Source organism: Bizionia paragorgiae, from assembly GCF_900107625.1.
GTDB lineage: Bacteria > Bacteroidota > Bacteroidia > Flavobacteriales > Flavobacteriaceae > Bizionia > Bizionia paragorgiae.
Genome location: NZ_FNQK01000001.1, coordinates 1 through 18586, shown reverse-complemented (window position 1 = coordinate 18586; position 18586 = coordinate 1). Strand labels below are relative to the sequence as shown.

General features: G+C 34.0%; 17 protein-coding genes and 1 tRNA gene. 8 read left to right on the top strand and 10 right to left on the bottom strand.

From position 1 onward, the window contains the following. The first annotated feature begins 160 nt into the window (after positions 1-160). Entirely contained in the window at positions 161-1681 is a 1521-nt protein-coding gene (locus tag BLV64_RS00090; RefSeq protein WP_092130917.1) for a GH3 family acyl-acid amido synthetase, read from the top strand. On the opposite strand, the gene BLV64_RS00085 is transcribed toward BLV64_RS00090, so the two are convergent. The 3 genes from BLV64_RS00085 to BLV64_RS00075 form a co-directional block, all read right to left on the bottom strand. After that, complete coding sequence (locus tag BLV64_RS00085) at positions 1678-2265, bottom strand: hypothetical protein (protein ID WP_092130915.1); 588 nt, start codon at positions 2263-2265, stop codon at positions 1678-1680. The genes BLV64_RS00090 and BLV64_RS00085 overlap by 4 nt on opposite strands. Before the next feature lie 156 nt (positions 2266-2421). After that, positions 2422-2667 carry a hypothetical protein gene (locus BLV64_RS00080; RefSeq protein WP_092130913.1) on the bottom strand — a complete coding sequence of 82 codons (246 nt, stop codon included), beginning with the start codon at positions 2665-2667 and terminating at the stop codon, positions 2422-2424. Next, entirely contained in the window at positions 2651-3112 is a 462-nt protein-coding gene (locus BLV64_RS00075; RefSeq protein ID WP_092130911.1) for an SRPBCC family protein, read from the bottom strand. The genes BLV64_RS00080 and BLV64_RS00075 overlap by 17 nt, the downstream gene beginning before the upstream one ends. Positions 3113-3334: 222 nt before the next feature. On the opposite strand from BLV64_RS00075, the gene BLV64_RS00070 reads away from it, so the two are divergent. The 7 genes from BLV64_RS00070 (at position 3335) to BLV64_RS00040 (ending at position 12587) form a co-directional block, all read left to right on the top strand. Further along, the gene (locus tag BLV64_RS00070) at positions 3335-5272 is read left to right on the top strand and encodes a peptidylprolyl isomerase (protein ID WP_092130909.1); all 1938 of its coding nucleotides are present in this window, start codon (positions 3335-3337) and stop codon (positions 5270-5272) included. Positions 5273-5348: 76 nt separating this feature from the next. Next, a complete protein-coding gene (locus BLV64_RS00065; RefSeq protein ID WP_245705841.1) occupies positions 5349-6116 on the top strand; it encodes a peptidyl-prolyl cis-trans isomerase in 768 nt (255 codons plus the stop codon). Beyond that, positions 6100-7527 carry a peptidylprolyl isomerase gene (locus tag BLV64_RS00060; protein ID WP_394332340.1) on the top strand — a complete coding sequence of 476 codons (1428 nt, stop codon included), beginning with the start codon at positions 6100-6102 and terminating at the stop codon, positions 7525-7527. The genes BLV64_RS00065 and BLV64_RS00060 overlap by 17 nt, the downstream gene beginning before the upstream one ends. 10 nt (positions 7528-7537) lie before the next feature. After that, a complete protein-coding gene (locus BLV64_RS00055; protein WP_092130903.1) occupies positions 7538-8491 on the top strand; it encodes an AAA family ATPase in 954 nt (317 codons plus the stop codon). A gap of 143 nt (positions 8492-8634) precedes the next feature. Next, positions 8635-9270, top strand: coding sequence for a SanA/YdcF family protein (locus tag BLV64_RS00050; protein ID WP_092130901.1), 636 nt, complete (start codon positions 8635-8637; stop codon positions 9268-9270). 359 nt (positions 9271-9629) lie between these two features. After that, positions 9630-11894, top strand: a complete 2265-nt coding sequence (locus tag BLV64_RS00045) for an aconitate hydratase (protein WP_092130899.1) — start codon at positions 9630-9632, stop codon at positions 11892-11894. A 129-nt stretch (positions 11895-12023) separates the two neighbouring features. Beyond that, positions 12024-12587 carry a TlpA family protein disulfide reductase gene (locus BLV64_RS00040; protein ID WP_092130897.1) on the top strand — a complete coding sequence of 188 codons (564 nt, stop codon included), beginning with the start codon at positions 12024-12026 and terminating at the stop codon, positions 12585-12587. Here the strand turns inward: BLV64_RS00040 and BLV64_RS00035 are convergent. The 7 genes from BLV64_RS00035 to BLV64_RS00005 form a co-directional block, all read right to left on the bottom strand. Then, complete coding sequence (locus BLV64_RS00035; protein ID WP_092130895.1) at positions 12582-13724, bottom strand: lycopene cyclase family protein; 1143 nt, start codon at positions 13722-13724, stop codon at positions 12582-12584. The two genes, BLV64_RS00040 and BLV64_RS00035, sit on opposite strands and share 6 nt — an antisense overlap. Positions 13725-13738: 14 nt before the next feature. Continuing rightward, positions 13739-14188: a sterol desaturase family protein gene (locus tag BLV64_RS00030; protein WP_092130893.1), complete on the bottom strand. Its 450-nt coding sequence runs from the start codon at positions 14186-14188 to the stop codon at positions 13739-13741. Next, the gene (locus BLV64_RS00025) at positions 14188-15027 is read right to left on the bottom strand and encodes a phytoene/squalene synthase family protein (RefSeq protein ID WP_092130891.1); all 840 of its coding nucleotides are present in this window, start codon (positions 15025-15027) and stop codon (positions 14188-14190) included. Before BLV64_RS00025 ends, BLV64_RS00030 begins: the two co-directional genes overlap by 1 nt. Further along, entirely contained in the window at positions 15027-16493 is a 1467-nt protein-coding gene (locus BLV64_RS00020) for a phytoene desaturase family protein (RefSeq protein WP_092130889.1), read from the bottom strand. The genes BLV64_RS00025 and BLV64_RS00020 overlap by 1 nt, the downstream gene beginning before the upstream one ends. Continuing rightward, positions 16486-17421 carry a MerR family transcriptional regulator gene (locus tag BLV64_RS00015; protein ID WP_092130886.1) on the bottom strand — a complete coding sequence of 312 codons (936 nt, stop codon included), beginning with the start codon at positions 17419-17421 and terminating at the stop codon, positions 16486-16488. The genes BLV64_RS00020 and BLV64_RS00015 overlap by 8 nt, the downstream gene beginning before the upstream one ends. Before the next feature lie 145 nt (positions 17422-17566). Then, positions 17567-17639: transfer RNA gene (locus BLV64_RS00010), tRNA-Lys, on the bottom strand. Positions 17640-17998: 359 nt separating this feature from the next. Further along, on the bottom strand, positions 17999-18586 hold a 588-nt coding region (locus BLV64_RS00005), incomplete at its 5' end, for a hypothetical protein (protein WP_218138660.1).

The window sequence follows — 18586 nt, the reverse complement described above, 5'->3', positions numbered from 1 at the left end:
CCAACGCTTAGTTGGGGCTTTTTTTTGCTCTAAACTGTAGAGGGAATGCTATAAGATGAGCATGTTATTTTATTACTTCTGTTAAGCTTATTTTAAATAAAGTTGAAAAGTGAAGTGTTATTTCTATATTTAATGAAACCAACCGAAAAATACATCAGTAATGGAGATTCTAGGAAATATAATTAAAGGAGCGATCCATTTAAAAGATTCATTAACCCCAGAAGTCAATCCTATTGAAGCACAAGAGCGGGTATTAATACACCTGTTGGAAACTGCCAAAGCAACGCAGTTTGGTAAAGCTTATCAGTTTGAAAGGCTATTAGAGAGTAAGACTATCGCTAAAGATTTTGCATCTACTATTCCTTATTTCGATTATAATACCATTTCTGAGCAGTGGTGGAATAAACTTCACCAGGGTGAGCAGGATGTTACTTGGCCAGGTGCACCATCGTATTATGCTTTAAGCTCAGGGACTACAGGTAAGACTAGTAAGCGTATCCCTGTTACCGATGCGATGATAGCTGCTATTCGCGAAGCCGGAATACAGCAAGTTACAGCTTTAAGTAGTTTTGATTTGCCTGCCGATTTTTTTAGTAAGGAGGTAATGATGTTGGGGAGTTCAACAAACTTGACAGAAAAAGAGAATCATTTAGAAGGAGAAATCAGCGGTATTAGTGCCAGTAATATTCCTTTTTGGTTTAAGGGCTATTATAAGCCCGGTGAAGATATTGCTAAAATTGACGATTGGGATACGCGGGTTGCTACTATAGCTAAGCGCGCTAAAGAATGGGATATTGGAGCTTTAAGTGGTATTCCATCATGGATGGAGCTTATGATGAAGGCTGTTATTGATTATCATAATGCCAATCATATTCATGAAATCTGGCCGAATTTACAAGTTTATACCTCGGGTGGGGTAGCTTTCGGACCCTATGAAAAGAGTTTTAATGCCTTGCTAGGTCACCCAATTACAGTTATCGATACTTATTTGGCATCGGAAGGTTTTATTGCTTTTCAAAGCCGACCAGAAACAGATGCCATGCAATTAGTGACGAATAACGGAATCTATTTTGAGTTCGTTCCATTTCATCCTGATTATATTAAACCCGACGGGTCTCTTGTAGATCATGCACCTAGTATCACATTAAAAGATGTGGCATTGGATCAAGACTATGTTTTAATAATGAGTACGGTGAGTGGCGCGTGGCGTTATCTTATAGGGGATACGATTGCGTTTACTAATGTAGAGCGTGCCGAAATTAAAATTACAGGCCGCACAAAGTTCTTTTTAAATACGGTAGGTTCCCAATTATCGGTAAACAAATTAGACGATGCCATTCGGTTTTTAGAGGAGGAATTTTCAACGACCATTCCGGAATATACCCTATGTGCAAAACGATTCGATGATGGCTTTTATCACTCGTGGTATTTGGGGTCAGATACTCTGCAAGCTGATGGAGAAACTATTGCTGAAGCTTTAGATAAATACCTGAAATCGGCAAATAAAAACTATAAGGTGGCAAGAGGTAAAGCCTTGGAAGGCGTTAAAGTGCATGTAGTGCGTCCCGATGTATTTCACGATTGGAATGGCGCCAATAAAAAGAAAGGCGGTCAGGTTAAAATGGAACGCGTTATGGGGGAGGATAAGTTTAAAGAGTGGGAGGCTTTTGTGAGTGCTTAGAGCGTCACTTTTATAATACCATCTTTATCGTTTTTAGACTTTTTTTCTAGGAGATGCATAATCTCTTCCGGTGATAAATAATACTTAACAATTCGCTTTTTATAATCGGCATCGATATCAGAATGGTTTAAAATAAAGTCCTTCGTTTTTAAAATGTAATCGGACATACCCGCTTGTACAGCAAAGGTGTCAGCAGCGCGTTCTGCATCAATAATATGGGTGTCGAAGAATAGATATTTAAAGCCAAACCAAATAAGGTTTAAATTGCTTCGCGACCGGTAATCCATTATATGTCCCAATTCGTGACCTATCCAGCCAGTTAAAACAGGACTCGGTATATCTTTAGTTAAAAAGGTGGTGTCCGATATTTTAACCGTTTCACTTATTAGAATAACATAACTGCGATTTTTCTTTGATTTTAGGAGGCTGCCAAAAGTAGGCTGAGCCTGCATAGTGGATTTTTTAATGTTTTTCTTAAACTTAAATTCTATGGGTGTGTTTTTTAACTGTGGAAAATAAGTTAGGGCAGTAGAAACTTCCTGGGCTATAACTTCAGGAATTTGATGTTGCGCTTGTATAGGCATATATATTAGGGTTAATATGGAAATAAAGAGATGTTTCATTGTATACACCATAAGATAACCGTTACTCCTAAAAATAGAAAATTTTTAACGTAAAAACAGAACTATTTTAACGTAATAAGCGCTACGTTAATTGAAAAGACGCCTTGAAAACACCAATTAGGGTTGCTCAGTATATAATTGACCGCGATGTGGCTTTAAAGCATCACGCACAGGGCGCATCTCGTCGTCATTGACAACCATAAAAGCTATAGTGTGGTTGTCACTAATCACTTCAAAACCTGTGATATTTAAGCTCAGTTTTTCTATCGCTATATACTCTTTAAGGTGAATCTCGTGATGTTGGGCAGTTTTTAAACTATCAGGACCTCGAAAATCCCATATTAATTTAAGTTTTCGCATGATTTACAATTTTGCCTGTTTCGGCATAGTTTTTAAAGTCGTTAAGGTATATAGACGTTTGTTTTTTAAATACGCCAGGCATAAACAAAGTCAGCATCCTAGTTTTAAAATTAGTCGCGAAACAGCGCGTTTCACAAACCCACTGGATTTTATTTTCGGATAGCTCGGTAAAATAATTCTTTTGATAAGTACATATACCCTTAGAATCGTAATTTAGAAAAATTTCGTGAGGTAAATTACTGTGCTTAATGGTTTGCGTGACTGAAATCAATCCTTTACCAAAATCATAATTCTGTTTTATAGTAGCGCCTACCTGACTAAAATTACCCGAGATATGTTCAAAACTAATAAATCCACGCTGCCAATATTTAATAGCATTGTAATCTGTTAAGATTTTTACGAATTCTGAAAGTGAAATATCAATTATTACCGTTGTGGTATACTTCATAAAAATAGTAAATGTAAAAGCTAAGATATGTGTTTTTTTACTAGTAGAGACAAACACTCGATTAAGGTTACTTTTATTCGGTAAAAATACTTTAAATTTTAAATTAGTTCCTATCTTGTATGCCTTTAAATAATAAGAATTAAAGATTGGAGTCCGTTGCCGTTTTGCTTGATTAGTAATCCAATATTCTTATTTTTGCAATTATTAAAAACGATAGATATAATGAGATTAAAAAATGTCCTTTGCTTTATTTATTTGTGTTTAGGAATTGTCTTTACCGGCTTTTCTCAAGACAGTGAAAAAATATTATTTACCGTAAATGGAACGCCAACCTATGCTTCGGAATTTGTAAGGGTTTTCAATAAAAATTTAGATTTAGTTCAAGATGAATCTCAAAAGAATGTCGAGGAATACCTTAAGCTCTTTATTCAATATAAATTAAAATTAGCTGAAGCTAAGAGATTAAAATACAATGAAGATGCCGATTATAAAAAAGAACTCGAAGGGTATAAAAAACAATTAGCTAAAAACTTTATTTTAGATACAGAGGTTACCGAAGAATTAGTAAATGAGGCCTATTACCGATTAAATAATGAAGTTAATGCTAATCATGTATTGATTAGACTTAATAAGAATGCAACATCTAAAGACTCGTTAGCGGCTTACAACACCTTATTGAAACTACGTGATGATATTAAAAGCGATGGTTTTGATGCTGTTAAAAAAGCGGTGCATAATGGAACATCTGTTTTCGCAGAAAACTTAGGCTATTTTAGCGCGCTAAAAATGGTTTATGAATTCGAGAATGTAGCGTATAACACGCCGGAGGGTGAGGTGTCTAAACCTTTTACAACACGATTTGGTTACCATATTGTACAGGTTTTAGATAAAAGAAAAGCAAGAGGCGAGGTTACTGTAGGGCACATTATGATTAAAAATGATGAGACTAAAGTAAATGAGATTTATAAAAGAATTCAGCAAGGGGAGGAGTTCGAGTCCTTAGCGAAACAATATTCAGAAGACCCTAGTTCATCAGTCAGTGGTGGGCGACTAAAGCCATTTTCAAGTGGCGATTTAAGTTCTACACGCTTTGAAGATGTGGCGTTTAATTTAAAATCAAAGGGGGATATAAGTGAGCCGATAAGAAGTGAGTACGGCTGGCATATTATTAAATTGTACGACAAGAGTGGAACACCACCATTAAAAGATTTAAGGAATGAATTGATTAGTAGAATTAAACGCGACTCCCGCTCTCAACTTATAAACACTTCGCGTTTAGAGAGTTTAAAATCGCGATATACCATTAATGAAGATAATGTAGATTTATCTTATTTTGAGTCGATCCTTACCAATGATTTTTTGAATAAAAAATGGGAGCTTCCATCAGATTTTAAAGCCGATACTCCATTTTTAAAAATTGAAAACAGAGCGTTTAATACCGGTGATTTTAGTGATTACCTACTAAAACATCAGTACCTAAACCAAACCGAAAAAAAACTGAGCAGTATAGTAGAACAGGCGTATAACTCCTTTTTGGAAAAGGCATTATTTTCTTATCAAGAAGATAATTTAATAAATGAAAATAAAGAATACGCTAATATTATCGAGGAATATAGAGATGGTATTTTGTTATTCAATTTAATGGAAACCGAAATATGGAATGCAGCCAAAAACGATAGTCTAGGGCTCAAAGCCTATTACAATACGCATAAGTCTAAATATGTAACAGGTGAAACTATTGACGCTATAGTGGCTTCTTCAGCCAATAAACGAACTATAAAAACGGTTGCGAAACGTTTAAAAGATGAGCTTAGCGTAGCGGAAATAAAAAATGAGCTGAACACAAAAGAAACTGTTAATGTTACTTTTACAACTGGAGACTTGGAAATAGAGCATCAAGCACTTCCTAAGAAACTAAAGATTGCCGTAGGTGTTTCTAAAGTTTATAAACATAACGATGCGTATGTTGTGGTGAAAATAAACAGTGCATCAGAGTCTAAGCTAAAAAGTTTCGAGGATTGTAAAGGACAAGTGATTAGTGATTTCCAAGTACAAAAAGAAAAGGAATGGCTAAAAGACTTAGCTAGTACGTATACTATAAAAGTAAACGAAGACGTTTTAAAAGAAGTAAGGACAACTCTTAAATCTGAAAACAATTAAAAATATAATCTACATTCTGCTACTCACTATCTTTTTTTCTTGTGAGTATTTTCAGCCTAAACAAGAGGAAGATGTTGTGGCAAGAGCGATCGATTCCTATTTGTATAAAAGCGATTTAAAAGATATTTTGCCCGAAAATTATACCAAAGAAGATAGTATAATATTAGTCAATAATTACATTAACCGCTGGGCAACTCGTAGGCTTTTGGTAGGCGGAGCAGAACTCAATTTAAAAGAGGAGAAGCAACAGGAGTTTAATGAATTAGTAGAGCAATATAAAACGGATCTCTATAGTAAAGCGTATTTAGAAGCTTTAGTTTATAAGAGTTTAGATACAGCGGTAAGCAAAAGTGAAGCTGCTGCTTATTATGAAGAAAATAAAACGGCCTTTAAATTAAATGAAGAACTTATAAAATTTCGATACATAAAATTAGATCCTAATCGACAAGATGTAAATGCTATTGAAACTAAGTTTAAACGCTTTAATAAAAAGGATCAACGGGAATTAGATTCTATTTCAATTCATTTTAGATCTTTTTCATTAAACGATTCGGTTTGGATTCGCGTAAGTCAAGTGTTGAATAAAATCCCTGTGGTAAATGTCGAGAACAAAGACATTTTGTTAAAAAAAACTAATTTTATACGACTCAACGACTCATTAGGATTATATTTGATGCAAATTAACGATGTACTTTTAAGAAACGACACGGCGCCGTTGGAATATGTAAGACCTACAATACGCCAAATAGTTGTGAATAGAAGGAAATTAGAATTAATTAATCAATTAGAAAAAGACATCACAAAAGATGCTATTAAAAATAAACAATTTGAAATCTACAAGTAACTTGAAAAATATTTTAGCGTTAAGCATATCTATTTTTGCCGCAACGGGGCTTTTTGCTCAAGAAATTATAGAGGATAAACCTCAAGAAAAAGTAATAACTGACACTATTCAGCCATTTGTTGAATCAAAAATCGATGGTGTTGCCGCTGTTGTAGGTGATTTTATTATTTTAGATTCGGATATTGATAAAACCGAATTACAAATTAAAGCTCAAGGTGGTGATCCTGCAAATTTTTCTAGGTGTGAGCTGTTTGGCAAACTTTTAGAAGATAAACTATATGCACACCATGCGATCCAAGATAGTATTGTTGTAAGTGATGCTGAAATCAGATCGTATGTTAACCAACAAGTCGAACAATTTAAAATTCAATTTAAAGGTGATCTTTCAGAGGTTTTAGAGTTTTATAAAAAGGATACGGAAAAAACTTTAAAAGATGAAATGTTTGAATTGAATAAAGGAAACAAATTAGCCTCAGAAATGCAGAGGAAAATTATTGATGGTGTTGAAATAACTCCAGAAGAGGTGCGTGTTTTTTTTAATAATATTCCTGCCGATGAGCGTCCAATTTTTGGTACAGAATTAAAAGTAGCTGAAATTGTTGTTAAACCTGTTGTGGAGCCTGAAAGTGTTCAGCGTGCAATCGATCGTTTAAATGAATTCAAAAAAGATGTAGAAGAAAACGGTGCCAACTTCAGATCTAAAGTGGTTTTATATACAGATGATTTAGCTTCAAAGTCTAAAGGGGGGTTATATACTTTAAATCGTAGTAAACCACAAATGGTTAAAGAGTTTAGGGAAGTGGCTTTTTCGTTACAAGAAGGACAAATATCAGAACCCTTTAAAACAGAATTTGGATATCATATTGTTTTATTAGAGAAAATTAGAGGACAAGAGTACGACGTCCGTCATATTTTATTAATTCCCGAGGTAACTAATGAAGCTGTTCAAGAGGCTAAAGCCAAACTAGAAAATATCCGTCAAAATATTATTGATGGTAATATAACCTTCGCTGATGCAGCTAAAGAGTCTAGTGATGAAGTGAAAACTAAGTTTCAAGGTGGACAATTAATAAATCCTCAAACTCAAGATTATAATTTCGAATTAACAAAAATGGATCCTGAATTATATGGTCAACTGCAAGGTCTGGAAAATAACGAGGTTTCTGAAGTGATTACTGATCAAGATAGAACAGGTGATATAAAGTTTAAAATTGTTACGGTTACAGATAGAATTGATGAGCATGAAGCTAATTATTCTCGTGATTATTTAAAAATAAAAGAATTAGCTTTAAATGAAAAACGTTTGAACATTATTGGTAAATGGCAGGAAGAAAAAATAATGGATACGTACATTAAAATTAGTGATAGCTATAAAGATTGCCAATTTAATAGTAACTGGTTAAAAAAATAGAGTTTTAAGTATGTCAGACGTAGCAGCAATTAAACAATTAGTACAAAAATACACCGATTTAAAGCAGGAAATAGCCAAAGTTATTGTTGGCCAAGATGCCGTAGTCGATCAAATTTTAATCTCCATTTTTTCTGGAGGTCACGCGTTGTTAATTGGAGTGCCAGGTCTCGCAAAAACTTTAATGGTAAATACCATTGCTAAATCATTAGGATTAGATTTTAAACGTATTCAGTTCACCCCGGATTTAATGCCTAGTGATATTTTAGGGAGTGAAATTCTAGATGAAAATAGAAATTTTAAATTCTTAAAAGGACCAATTTTTTCGAATATTATACTTGCCGATGAAATTAATCGTACGCCTCCAAAAACACAAGCTGCTTTATTAGAGGCTATGCAAGAACGTTCGGTAACTGTTGCTGGACATCACTATAAATTAGACTTGCCTTATTTTGTACTAGCAACACAAAACCCTATTGAGCAAGAGGGGACTTATCCCTTACCAGAAGCGCAATTAGATCGTTTTATGTTTGCTATACATCTGGATTACCCTTCCTTTCAGGAAGAAGTAGATGTTGTAAAAGCAACGACTTCTAATGTGAAATCTGAGGTTAATGCCTTATTTACTGCACAAGAAATTATAGACTTTCAAGATCTTATTAGACGAATTCCTGTAGCTGATAATGTTATTGAATATGCGGTTTCTATGGTGGCTAAAACACGACCAAATAAAGATACTGCTAGTGATTTAGTGAAAAAATATATCGATTGGGGTGCAGGGCCAAGAGCTTCACAAAACCTTATCCTAGCAGCGAAAACACATGCCGCGGTTCAAGGGAAGTTTTCTCCAGATATCGAGAATGTTCAAGCGGTAGCTTTTAGTATTCTTAGACACCGTATTATTAAAAACTACAAAGCCGAAGCCGAAGGTGTAACCGAAGAACAGATTATTAAAAGTCTGTTTTAAAGCTCTAATGATTTTGCTTTTATGTCGTTAGGCCTAAGAAGGCGTATCTGCATTTAATACGATTTTAAGCTCGGGATGTATTAATAACAGTTTTTATGACTTTAATACAAAAGTTATAATTCTATTGTTGTCCTAAGAATACCATGAAAAGAAAAATTAATTTTAGCGTTGTTTTCCTGGTTTTACTAGCGGTTTTCTTATTGCTTCTTGGTAATACAGTTATAGAGTATTCTGCTAAAAACAAAACCTTTACTGAAGTTTCAAAAATTGATAAAAATCGTGTAGGCTTGGTTCTTGGAACGTCAAAAAGAAGGGCTAACGGTCAAATTAATAGGTATTTTAAATACCGCATAAAGGCTACGGTTGACTTGTATAATGCTGGGAAAATAGATTTTATTTTGGTAAGCGGAGACAATAGTAATGCGTTTTACGACGAGCCAACAGACTTTAAAAATGAACTTATTAAAAACGGAATTCCCGAGCATAAGATTTTCTTGGACTTTGCGGGTTTTAGAACCTTAGATTCTGTAGTTCGGGCGAAACACATTTTTGGTCAGGATCGAATCACTATTATATCTCAAAAATTTCATAACGAGAGGGCTATTTTTATAGCGCAAAGACAGGGTATAGATGCTATTGGTTATAATGCTAAAGACGTCTCCATAAAAGGAGGGGTAAAAACTCAAATACGCGAGTATTTTGCGAGAACTAAAGCCTTAATTGATGTGGTTTTTGCTGTGAAACCAAAATTTATGGGGCCTCCAATAGTGATAAAATAGTTGTTTTACTTCACTGTCTTAATGCAAATACATGTAGTAGAAATACTATATATTATATTTTGGTTTTATTTGGTTTAGGCGTGTTGGCAATGCGTTACGAAAGCCTAATAACCTGAAAAATAGCTTCTAGTTTAAAATGATTCTTTATAAATAATAGGGCTTAAAAGCGCACTTAAATTGTTAAATTATAATTGTTTTAAACGTAATTCTAGTTTTTCGTTATATTTAGTCACTAAAACCTTATAAAAGTTGAGTTATCCTTAAGTTTATTTGCTTTTTATTAAATACTTTCCAAATACTTTTAATTTTCGTAAATTTGCAAGACGAAAACAAAAATAACATAATTAAAATTATACTATATGGCATTCGATATTGATATGATAAAAAAGGTTTATAGTCAAATGGCTGAGCGCGTAGATACTGCTCGTGAGGTTGTTGGTAAACCGTTAACACTTTCTGAGAAAATTTTATACAATCACCTTTGGGATGGTAAAGCGACTAAAGCGTTTACTAGAGGTAAAGATTATGTGGATTTTGCTCCGGATCGTATTGCATGTCAAGATGCAACTGCACAAATGGCATTATTGCAATTTATGCAAGCAGGAAAATCACAAGTAGCAGTTCCAACAACTGTACACTGTGATCACTTAATTCAAGCTAAACAAGGTGCTGAATTAGATTTAAAACGCGCTAACGATGTGAGTAGCGAGGTGTTTGATTTCTTAGCATCAGTTTCAAATAAATATGGTATCGGATTCTGGAAACCAGGAGCAGGGATCATTCACCAAGTGGTATTAGAAAACTATGCATTCCCAGGAGGTATGATGATTGGTACCGATTCTCACACTGTAAATGCAGGTGGATTAGGAATGGTAGCTATTGGTGTTGGTGGAGCAGATGCTGTAGATGTTATGGCTGGTATGGCTTGGGAGTTAAAATTCCCAAAACTTATTGGTGTTAAATTAACAGGAAAATTAAATGGATGGACATCGGCTAAAGATGTTATTCTTAAAGTTGCAGGAATCCTTACTGTAAAAGGTGGTACTGGTGCAATCGTTGAATATTTTGGTGAAGGTGCTACAAACTTATCGTGTACAGGTAAAGGAACAATCTGTAATATGGGAGCTGAAATTGGAGCAACAACTTCAACTTTTGGTTATGATGATTCTATGGAGCGTTACCTACGTGCTACAGATAGAAATGATGTTGCAGACGAAGCTAATAAAGTAAGAGAATACTTAACAGGTGATGCTGAAGTATACGAAAACCCAGAAAAATATTTCGATCAGGTTATCGAAATCGATTTAGATACTTTACGTCCGCATTTAAACGGACCATTTACTCCAGATTTAGCAACTCCAGTTGGAGAATTAGGTGCTAAAGCTAAAGAAAATGGATGGCCATTAAAAGTGGATTGGGGATTAATCGGTTCATGTACAAACTCTTCTTACGAAGATTTAACACGTGCTGCCTCTATTGCTAAACAAGCCGTAGATAAAAATATTAAGTCAAAATCAGATTTCGGAATTAACCCAGGATCAGAGCAAATCCGATTTACTGCTGAAAGAGATGGTATCTTAAAAGTATTTGAAGATTTAGATGCTACAATATTTACAAACGCTTGCGGACCTTGTATTGGACAATGGGAGAGAAGTGATAGAAAAGGAGATGAAAAAAACACAATCGTTCACTCGTTTAATAGAAACTTCTCTAAACGTGCCGATGGAAACCCTAATACACATGCTTTCGTAGGATCACCAGAAATGGTTGCTGCTATTGCAATTTCAGGGCGTTTAGATTTCGATCCAATGAATGATACGTTGCTTAACGAAAATGGTGAAGAAGTAAAATTAGATGAACCAAAAGGTTTAGAGTTACCGCCATTAGGATTTGATGTTAAAGAAAATGGATATGTAGAGCCTGTTAAAGATGGTAGTAAAGTTGAAATCGTTGTAAGTCCGACATCAGAGCGTTTACAATTATTAACTCCATTTGAGCCAATCGGAAACGAAATCAAAGGAGCTAAACTATTAATCAAAGCTTTCGGAAAATGTACTACCGACCATATTTCTATGGCTGGACCGTGGTTACGTTACAGAGGGCATTTAGATAATATCTCTAACAATATGTTAATTGGTGCTGTTAATGCGTTTGGTAAGAAAACAAACTTTGTTAAAAATCAATTAACTGGTGAGTATGCTGGAGTTCCAGATGTAGCTAGAGAATATAAAGCAGCAGGTATTAAAACGATAGTGGTTGGAGATCATAACTACGGTGAGGGATCTTCTAGAGAGCACGCTGCAATGGAGCCAAGACACTTAGGTGTTGCTGCTGTAATTGTTAAGTCTTTTGCTAGAATCCACGAAACAAACCTTAAGAAACAAGGGATGTTAGGTTTAACTTTTGCCAATGAAGCTGATTACGATTTAATCCAAGAAGACGATACAATTAACTTCTTAGATTTAAATGAATTTGCTCCAGACAAGCAATTAACTATCGAGCTTGTTCACGCCGATGGAAGTAAAGACACCATTAAAGTGAATCATACTTATAACCAAGCACAAATTGACTGGTATAATGAAGGTTCTGCTTTAAACTTAATAAAAAAGGAAAATGCATCTTAATGTATTAAGATCTTTATAATTTTAAAACTCCTGAATCATTTTCAGGAGTTTTTTTATATGTAATGGTTTTTAATGGGATAATATTATCTGTTTAAGACACGTACTTTTCAATCGTAATTAATAAACATCATGAAAAAAGAATTATTCTCTATTAAAAATATAGTATACCTAGTGATTATTATTGCGCTAATTGTTCCGCAATCACGAAAACAAATACAACTCGTATTAAATAAAGGTATCGCTTTAATCGGACCTAGTATTAAATCTGCTAACAATTCAGAGCCTTTAAGTAGTTATAATTGGAGTTTACAGGGATTGGATGGAGAAGCTTTCGATTTTAAGACGACCAAAAATAAAGTTGTTTTTGTTAATTTATGGGCCACCTGGTGTCCGCCGTGCATTGCTGAAATGCCTTCAATTCAAGCACTATATGATGATTATAAAGATAAAATAGAATTTGTATTGGTCTCGAACGAAGAGCCTGCAGTCATTTCTAAATTTCTAAAAAACAAGGCGTATAGCTTCCCTGTTTACTCAGCTTTAAGTAAGAGTCCTAAAAGCTTTGATGTTCGTAGTATTCCTCAATCCTATTTAATCGATAAACATGGAAAAATTGTAATTGATGAATCGGGAGCTGCTAATTGGAACAGTACTAAAGTTCGAGAAAAGATAGATGAGTTATTGGGTTTATAAGGTCTTGAAAAAAGCCTTTATAAAAGCCAGTGAAAACAGTGATTTCATCACCTTAAACTCGTCTTTAAAATTAGATTCTTCATCTAAAAATTTAAACATAGTTTGTACAGGGTTCTTTGTATAAAATTGTTCAAAAATCCATTCTCCCATAGTGTTATGGTCTAAAAGTACTTTAAGGAATACTTTATCGTAAAAACCGTATTTCTTTTTAAAAAAACCGACTGAAGGGCTTTTGTTAGCTTTTAAATTTACCAAAAGCTGTTCTACTTTCTTTTCAGTATGTTTAAAAGAGTACCCGGTAGACCCTTTTACCCATCCACCTGCAGTACCAATTTTTGTAATTTTTGGAGTGGAGTAGGAGTTAAAAGGAAAGGTGGTCATTGGTATTACACCTCTTTCAACTCCAGTAATTGTATAGTTCTCAATTTTTAAAATTTCTGAGATATAGCGTTTTAGAAACGTATCGTAAACGTCGTCTTTTACAAGTTCTTTTGTAAAATAAGTGAATTCTATAAGTGCTTTTTTTGGTGTTATAGGTAATACATAAGTAAAGGTGGTTTGATTATTATGTGTTATCCTATAATCCATCATCGTAAACGCATTGGTATCAAAAACAGGGGTATCTGTTTCTATAGTCCAACCTTTAAAATGTTGAGCAATAGTAATAAATGCCTCCTTCTTGTCATTAAACTCAGGAGTAATCCTACTATCAAACACATGGGTTGCCGTATACGTAGTTTCTGTCGTGTTGACTATAACTTCAGTGTGTGCCTCTACCGAAATTACGGCCTCTACAATACAGGTAATGTTTTTGTTTTTTGATAGGATGCGTTTAGCTTCATCATAAAAATGAATAGCTTCTAACATCTTATAGGTATAAGGTTTTAAGTCAAGGTTTATCGCTTTTTTAGAAGAATAGAAATACGCGGTTTGCCAAGATTGAGTAATGAGGTGATCCCACTTCCCAGAACCTTTTTCCCAGTAGCACCATGTTTTATCGTTTGTTAATTTAGGATCTTTATCTATCAAAGCAATGTGCTTATTTTTAAAATAAGGATCTTTTGAAAGGGCGATAGCCAGTTGAAAACCGGCCAAACCATTACCGATAATAATATAATCGAAGTGGTTATTAACCATAATTGTAATGCAGGTTAGCGTTTAAAATACTTGAATGGAACGACAAGCATTCCAAAGCATTCGCCATCTTCCTTTCCTAAGTGTTTATGATGCATTTTATGTGCACGTCTAACACCCTTTGCGTACCAATTGTTTGCGTTTCTAAAAATTTTAAAGCGTTGGTGAATAAAAATGTCGTGTACTAAAAAATAGGCCGCGCCGTAGGCCATAATACCCAATCCTATCGGAAGACAATACCACAGGCCTTCATAACTCCATAAATAGAAACAAGTCATGCTAATCACAGCATAAAAAATAAAAAAGGCATCGTTACGTTCAAACCAGCTATTATGGTCTTTTTTATGATGGTCTTTATGCAAATTCCAAAGGAAACCGTGCATTATATATTTATGAGTAAACCAAGCATTAAATTCCATGATACTAAATGTGCCTAGAAAAATAAGTGTCCAATATAGTATTTGCATTATAATAGTTTAAGTTGATATTTTACGTAGCTTCTTGTGAGAAGCTCAATTTTTTTATAATTCGGTACGCGAATACGGGTGTTTTTAATCTCTAAAGCTGGCGTTTTCTTTAATTTTTTTAGCAACTGATTGTAATATCTATAAGCCATAAAAACACCAAACTTAGCTTCTATTGGTAGCTGTTTAATACCCTCTAGTCCCAATTTAAAATCGTGTTCTATATCTTGAATAATGAGTTTCTTTGCCCTTTCGTCTAAATTGTTTAAATCCGTATTTGGAAAATAAGACCGTTCTAAATCATGAAAATCAGCTTTTAAATCCCTTAAAAAATTAACTTTTTGAAAGGCAGAGCCTAAAGACATGGCGCCACTTTTTAAGTTGTCGTACTTCTCATTATCTCCTTTAACAAAAACCTTTAAACACATAAGGCCAACAACATCTGCCGAACCGTAAATATAGTTTTTAAATTCACTTTCGGTTAGGTATTTAGACTTATGTAGGTCCAATCTCATGCTTTCCATAAAGGAGTCTACCATATGTTTCTCTATTTGATACTTGTGATAGGTGTGCTGAAACGCATTGAGTATGGGATTTAAACTTATTTTATGATGTAATGCATACTCTAACTCCTTTTCGAAATTTGAAAACAATTCTTTTTTATTGTAATCGTAAAAGGAATCGACTATCTCATCTGCAAAGCGTACAAAACCATAAATATTATAAATATCTTGTCGTATCGTGTGAGATAGCATTTTGGTAGCCATAGAAAATGATGTGCTATAAGATTGTGTAACGAGCTTGCTACAACTGTATGAAACCGAATCGAATAAAGCTTTCATTAATTTTTATGGTGTTTGTTAATTAAATCAGCAACTAACTTTCCGGATATTAAGGCTGGTGGTACGCCTGGTCCTGGTACGGTTAGCTGTCCTGTGAAATAGAGATTGCTTATTTTTTTACTTTTTAAATTAGGTCTTAAAAAAGCAGTTTGTAATAAGGTATTCGCCATTCCATAAGCGTTTCCTTTATAAGAATTATAATCGCTTATAAAGTCTTTTACACAAAAGGACTCTTTAAAGATAATGGATTCTCGGATATTTTGTGAAGTTAATTTCTCGAATCTCGTTATAATTTTATCAAAATAAGCTGCTCTTAAGTCATCATTGTCTTCCAATCCAGGAGCTATTGGGATTAAAAATATTCCAGCTTCTTTCCCTGAAGGGGCTGCACTCTCATCGGTTATACTAGGGAAACTGGCATAAAATAAGGGGTTTTCTGGCCATTTTGGTTCGTCGTATATGTCTTTAGCATGAACTTCAAAATCCACATCAAAAAATAGAGTATGATGATTTACATTTTTTATTTTTTTATCAAACCCGATATAAAAGAGTAGTGATGAGGGCGCAAAAGTTTTACTCTCCCAATACGATTCTGAATATTGACGGTGTTTTTCGTCTAATAAGGTTTCTGTGTGATGGTAATCGGCACCACTTAAAACAATATCGGAGGGGTAAGTGATTCCGTTGGCAATAATAGCTTCTGCTTTACCCTTGTTTATAACAATCTTTTCTATGGCTTTTTCGGTTTCAATGGTAACCCCTAGAGATTTTGCTAAGGTTTCTAAGGCTAATATAACTTGATACATTCCTTTTTTAGGATGAAAGGTGCCAATCCCAAAATCAGCATAATTCATAAAACTATAAAAGGATGGGGTGTTACTAGGTTTAGCACCAAGAAATAAAACAGGAAACTCTAAAATCATCGCTAATCGATTGTTTTTAAATTCTTTTCTAACGTCTTTTTTTATCGTGCTAAAAAACTGATTGATCTTTTTTATAGTAACTGGCGTAACTAATTCTAAAGGTGAAACTCCAGGTCTATAAACGAGGTCTTTTATAGCAACATTATAATTATCTTGAGCATTAGCTATAAACTCCTGTAGTTTAATAGAGCTACCAGGTTCTTCAGTCTCAAAAGCTTTATAAATCTTTTCTAAGGTGTCTTCTATGGTAATAAAATCGTCCTTACCAAAATAGACACTATAAGCGGGGTTGAGTTTATCTAAAGTATAAAAAGCCCCTGGTGTGGTATCAAAATCAGCAAAAAAACGCTCAAATACGTCAGGCATCCAATACCATGTCGGACCAATATCGAAAGTAAACCCTTCTTTTTTTAGTTGTCTAGCGCGACCACCAATCGTTTTGTTTTTTTCGAAAATATTAACCTGATGTCCGCTTTTTGCCAAATAGCAAGCGGCAGATAATGCAGCAAATCCAGAACCTATTATTGATATATTTTTAGTCATGAGTAGTAGCGGTTTCCAAGAGTGGAATTAAAGAGTTAACAGCGTCTTTGGTAGAATCATATAAAGTGATGTTTTTAGCTAAGTTACTGCTTTCAATAGATTGGGTTAAATAACCAAATGCTATGAGATTGTTGTTTTTACCGTGTAATAAGGTGTCATTAAAGGTTTTTAAATACGCTTCAATTTGTGGTTTTTCTGGCATCACGGTTAAAGAGGTTATAAAAGTGATTTTATTAAAATGCGTTAAGAGGTGTTCTAAACTTTGAAGAGGTACGCTTTGTCCTAAATAGATATGATGACACCCTTTTTCGGCTAATTTATAATTGATATATAGTAAACCCAGTTCGTGAATTTCGTTTTCAGGTAAAAATAAAACGTAGGTTGTTTTATAGTTATCACTAACAGTTGATTGAGATTGCTCAGATGTACTTAGTAGTAGTTTTTGTTTGATAAGTTCTACTACAAAATGTTCGTGTGCTGGAGTTATAGAATCGGTTTGCCATAAAAATCCAATATCATTAAGCAAAGGGAAAAAGACTTCTAAAAAAATGAAATCAAAATCGTGTTCTTTAGTTAACTCCGAATAGACGGCGTTAAATAACTGCTGATCAAAATTTAGCATGGCTAGTTTAAATTGATCGATACAGTAACTGTTGTTATCTTTGTTTAAAGCAAACTCTTTAACTAAATGTGATATTTCAGTGGAGTTTAAATCTGCGATTTTAGAGACTTTTAACCCATTTCTATTTAAATAGGATATGTTAAGTACTTTTTGAAGATTTTTTAAATCGTAGTACCTAATATTAGTGTCCGTTCGTTTGGGCTCAAATAAATTGTAGCGCTTTTCCCAAATTCTTATGGTATGCGCTTTAATACCCGACAGATTTTCTAAATCTTTAATACTAAACTGAGTTTTTATATTGTTCATTGTTTAGCTAAAATAGTTAAACAAAATTAATTCAACACTATTATTTCTAATTATTTTATAATTTGAAATAACCTGTGAAAAATTGAAAAGTGGAGCAGTTCAGTTTAGAGCAAAAAAAAAGTTAAGCGATGCTTAACTTTTTTAGTGACCGGGCTGGGGCTCGAACCCAGGACCCTCTCCTTAAAAGGGAGATGCTCTACCAACTGAGCTACCAGGTCATTATTTTTTAATACTTACAATAACTTGCGCTATTGAGGGTGCAAATATAACACCTTTTCTCAATAAAAAAAGACTAAAATAATATAAATATTGAAAAAAAATATAACTTCCCTAAAAACAATGTTTTACGATTATAAAAAACTTAAGGTTTGATGTGGTCAATGTGTTTTATTGCTACTATGAGGTTATAAATAGGGGGGGGGAGCCCGATTAACCGTAAAGTGGTTAACCAAATCTAGCTTTAATAGAAGGGTTTTGGGTTTATTTATTAATTATAAGAGCAAAAAACCTATAAACTATTCCTTAGCAGTGCCGAAAAGGAATTAAAAACCCCCTATGTATTAAAAACTAAGTGTTTTTACCTCCAAAAATCATATTTCATTAACAGGGCCATTTCAATGGTTTTCATGCCGCTACTCAAATTACACATAAAGATATCTTTAATTTCCCCGTTATTTTCGTGTATTCTATATGCAAACGCAGGTGTTAGAGAGTTAGTATAAAACTGATAAACTAGGTCTCCGCAATGACAACCTTGACAGTGTCCGTTTATTAGTGTTGTTTTGGTGAAACCTTGTATTTTCCAAGTGTCAAATTCATCCTTTAGCGATTGTAAGAATCTATATTTGTCCAAATCTTGGAAGTATTGATCTTCCTTAATAAGAGGTTCAAAAATAGAGGCGTCCAACTGCAAGCATGCTTTTATAAAGGCCTCTTTAATGACTTTAGAGTGTTTTTTAGAAGCCATAAGGTTCTGGTTCTCCTCGTCTTTAATTTGTAGATCTCTCTCCTTGAGTTTAGTGACTTGTAGTTTGTAATGTTCAAGAAGGTTTGGAATAGGTTGAGATTTCTTTTTAGTAGCCGCAGTAATAAAAGGGATCAATCTCAAAAGTTGTGTGTGAATTGAAATAAGATTACGATTTTTGTAAAAAAAAATAGCCGTGGA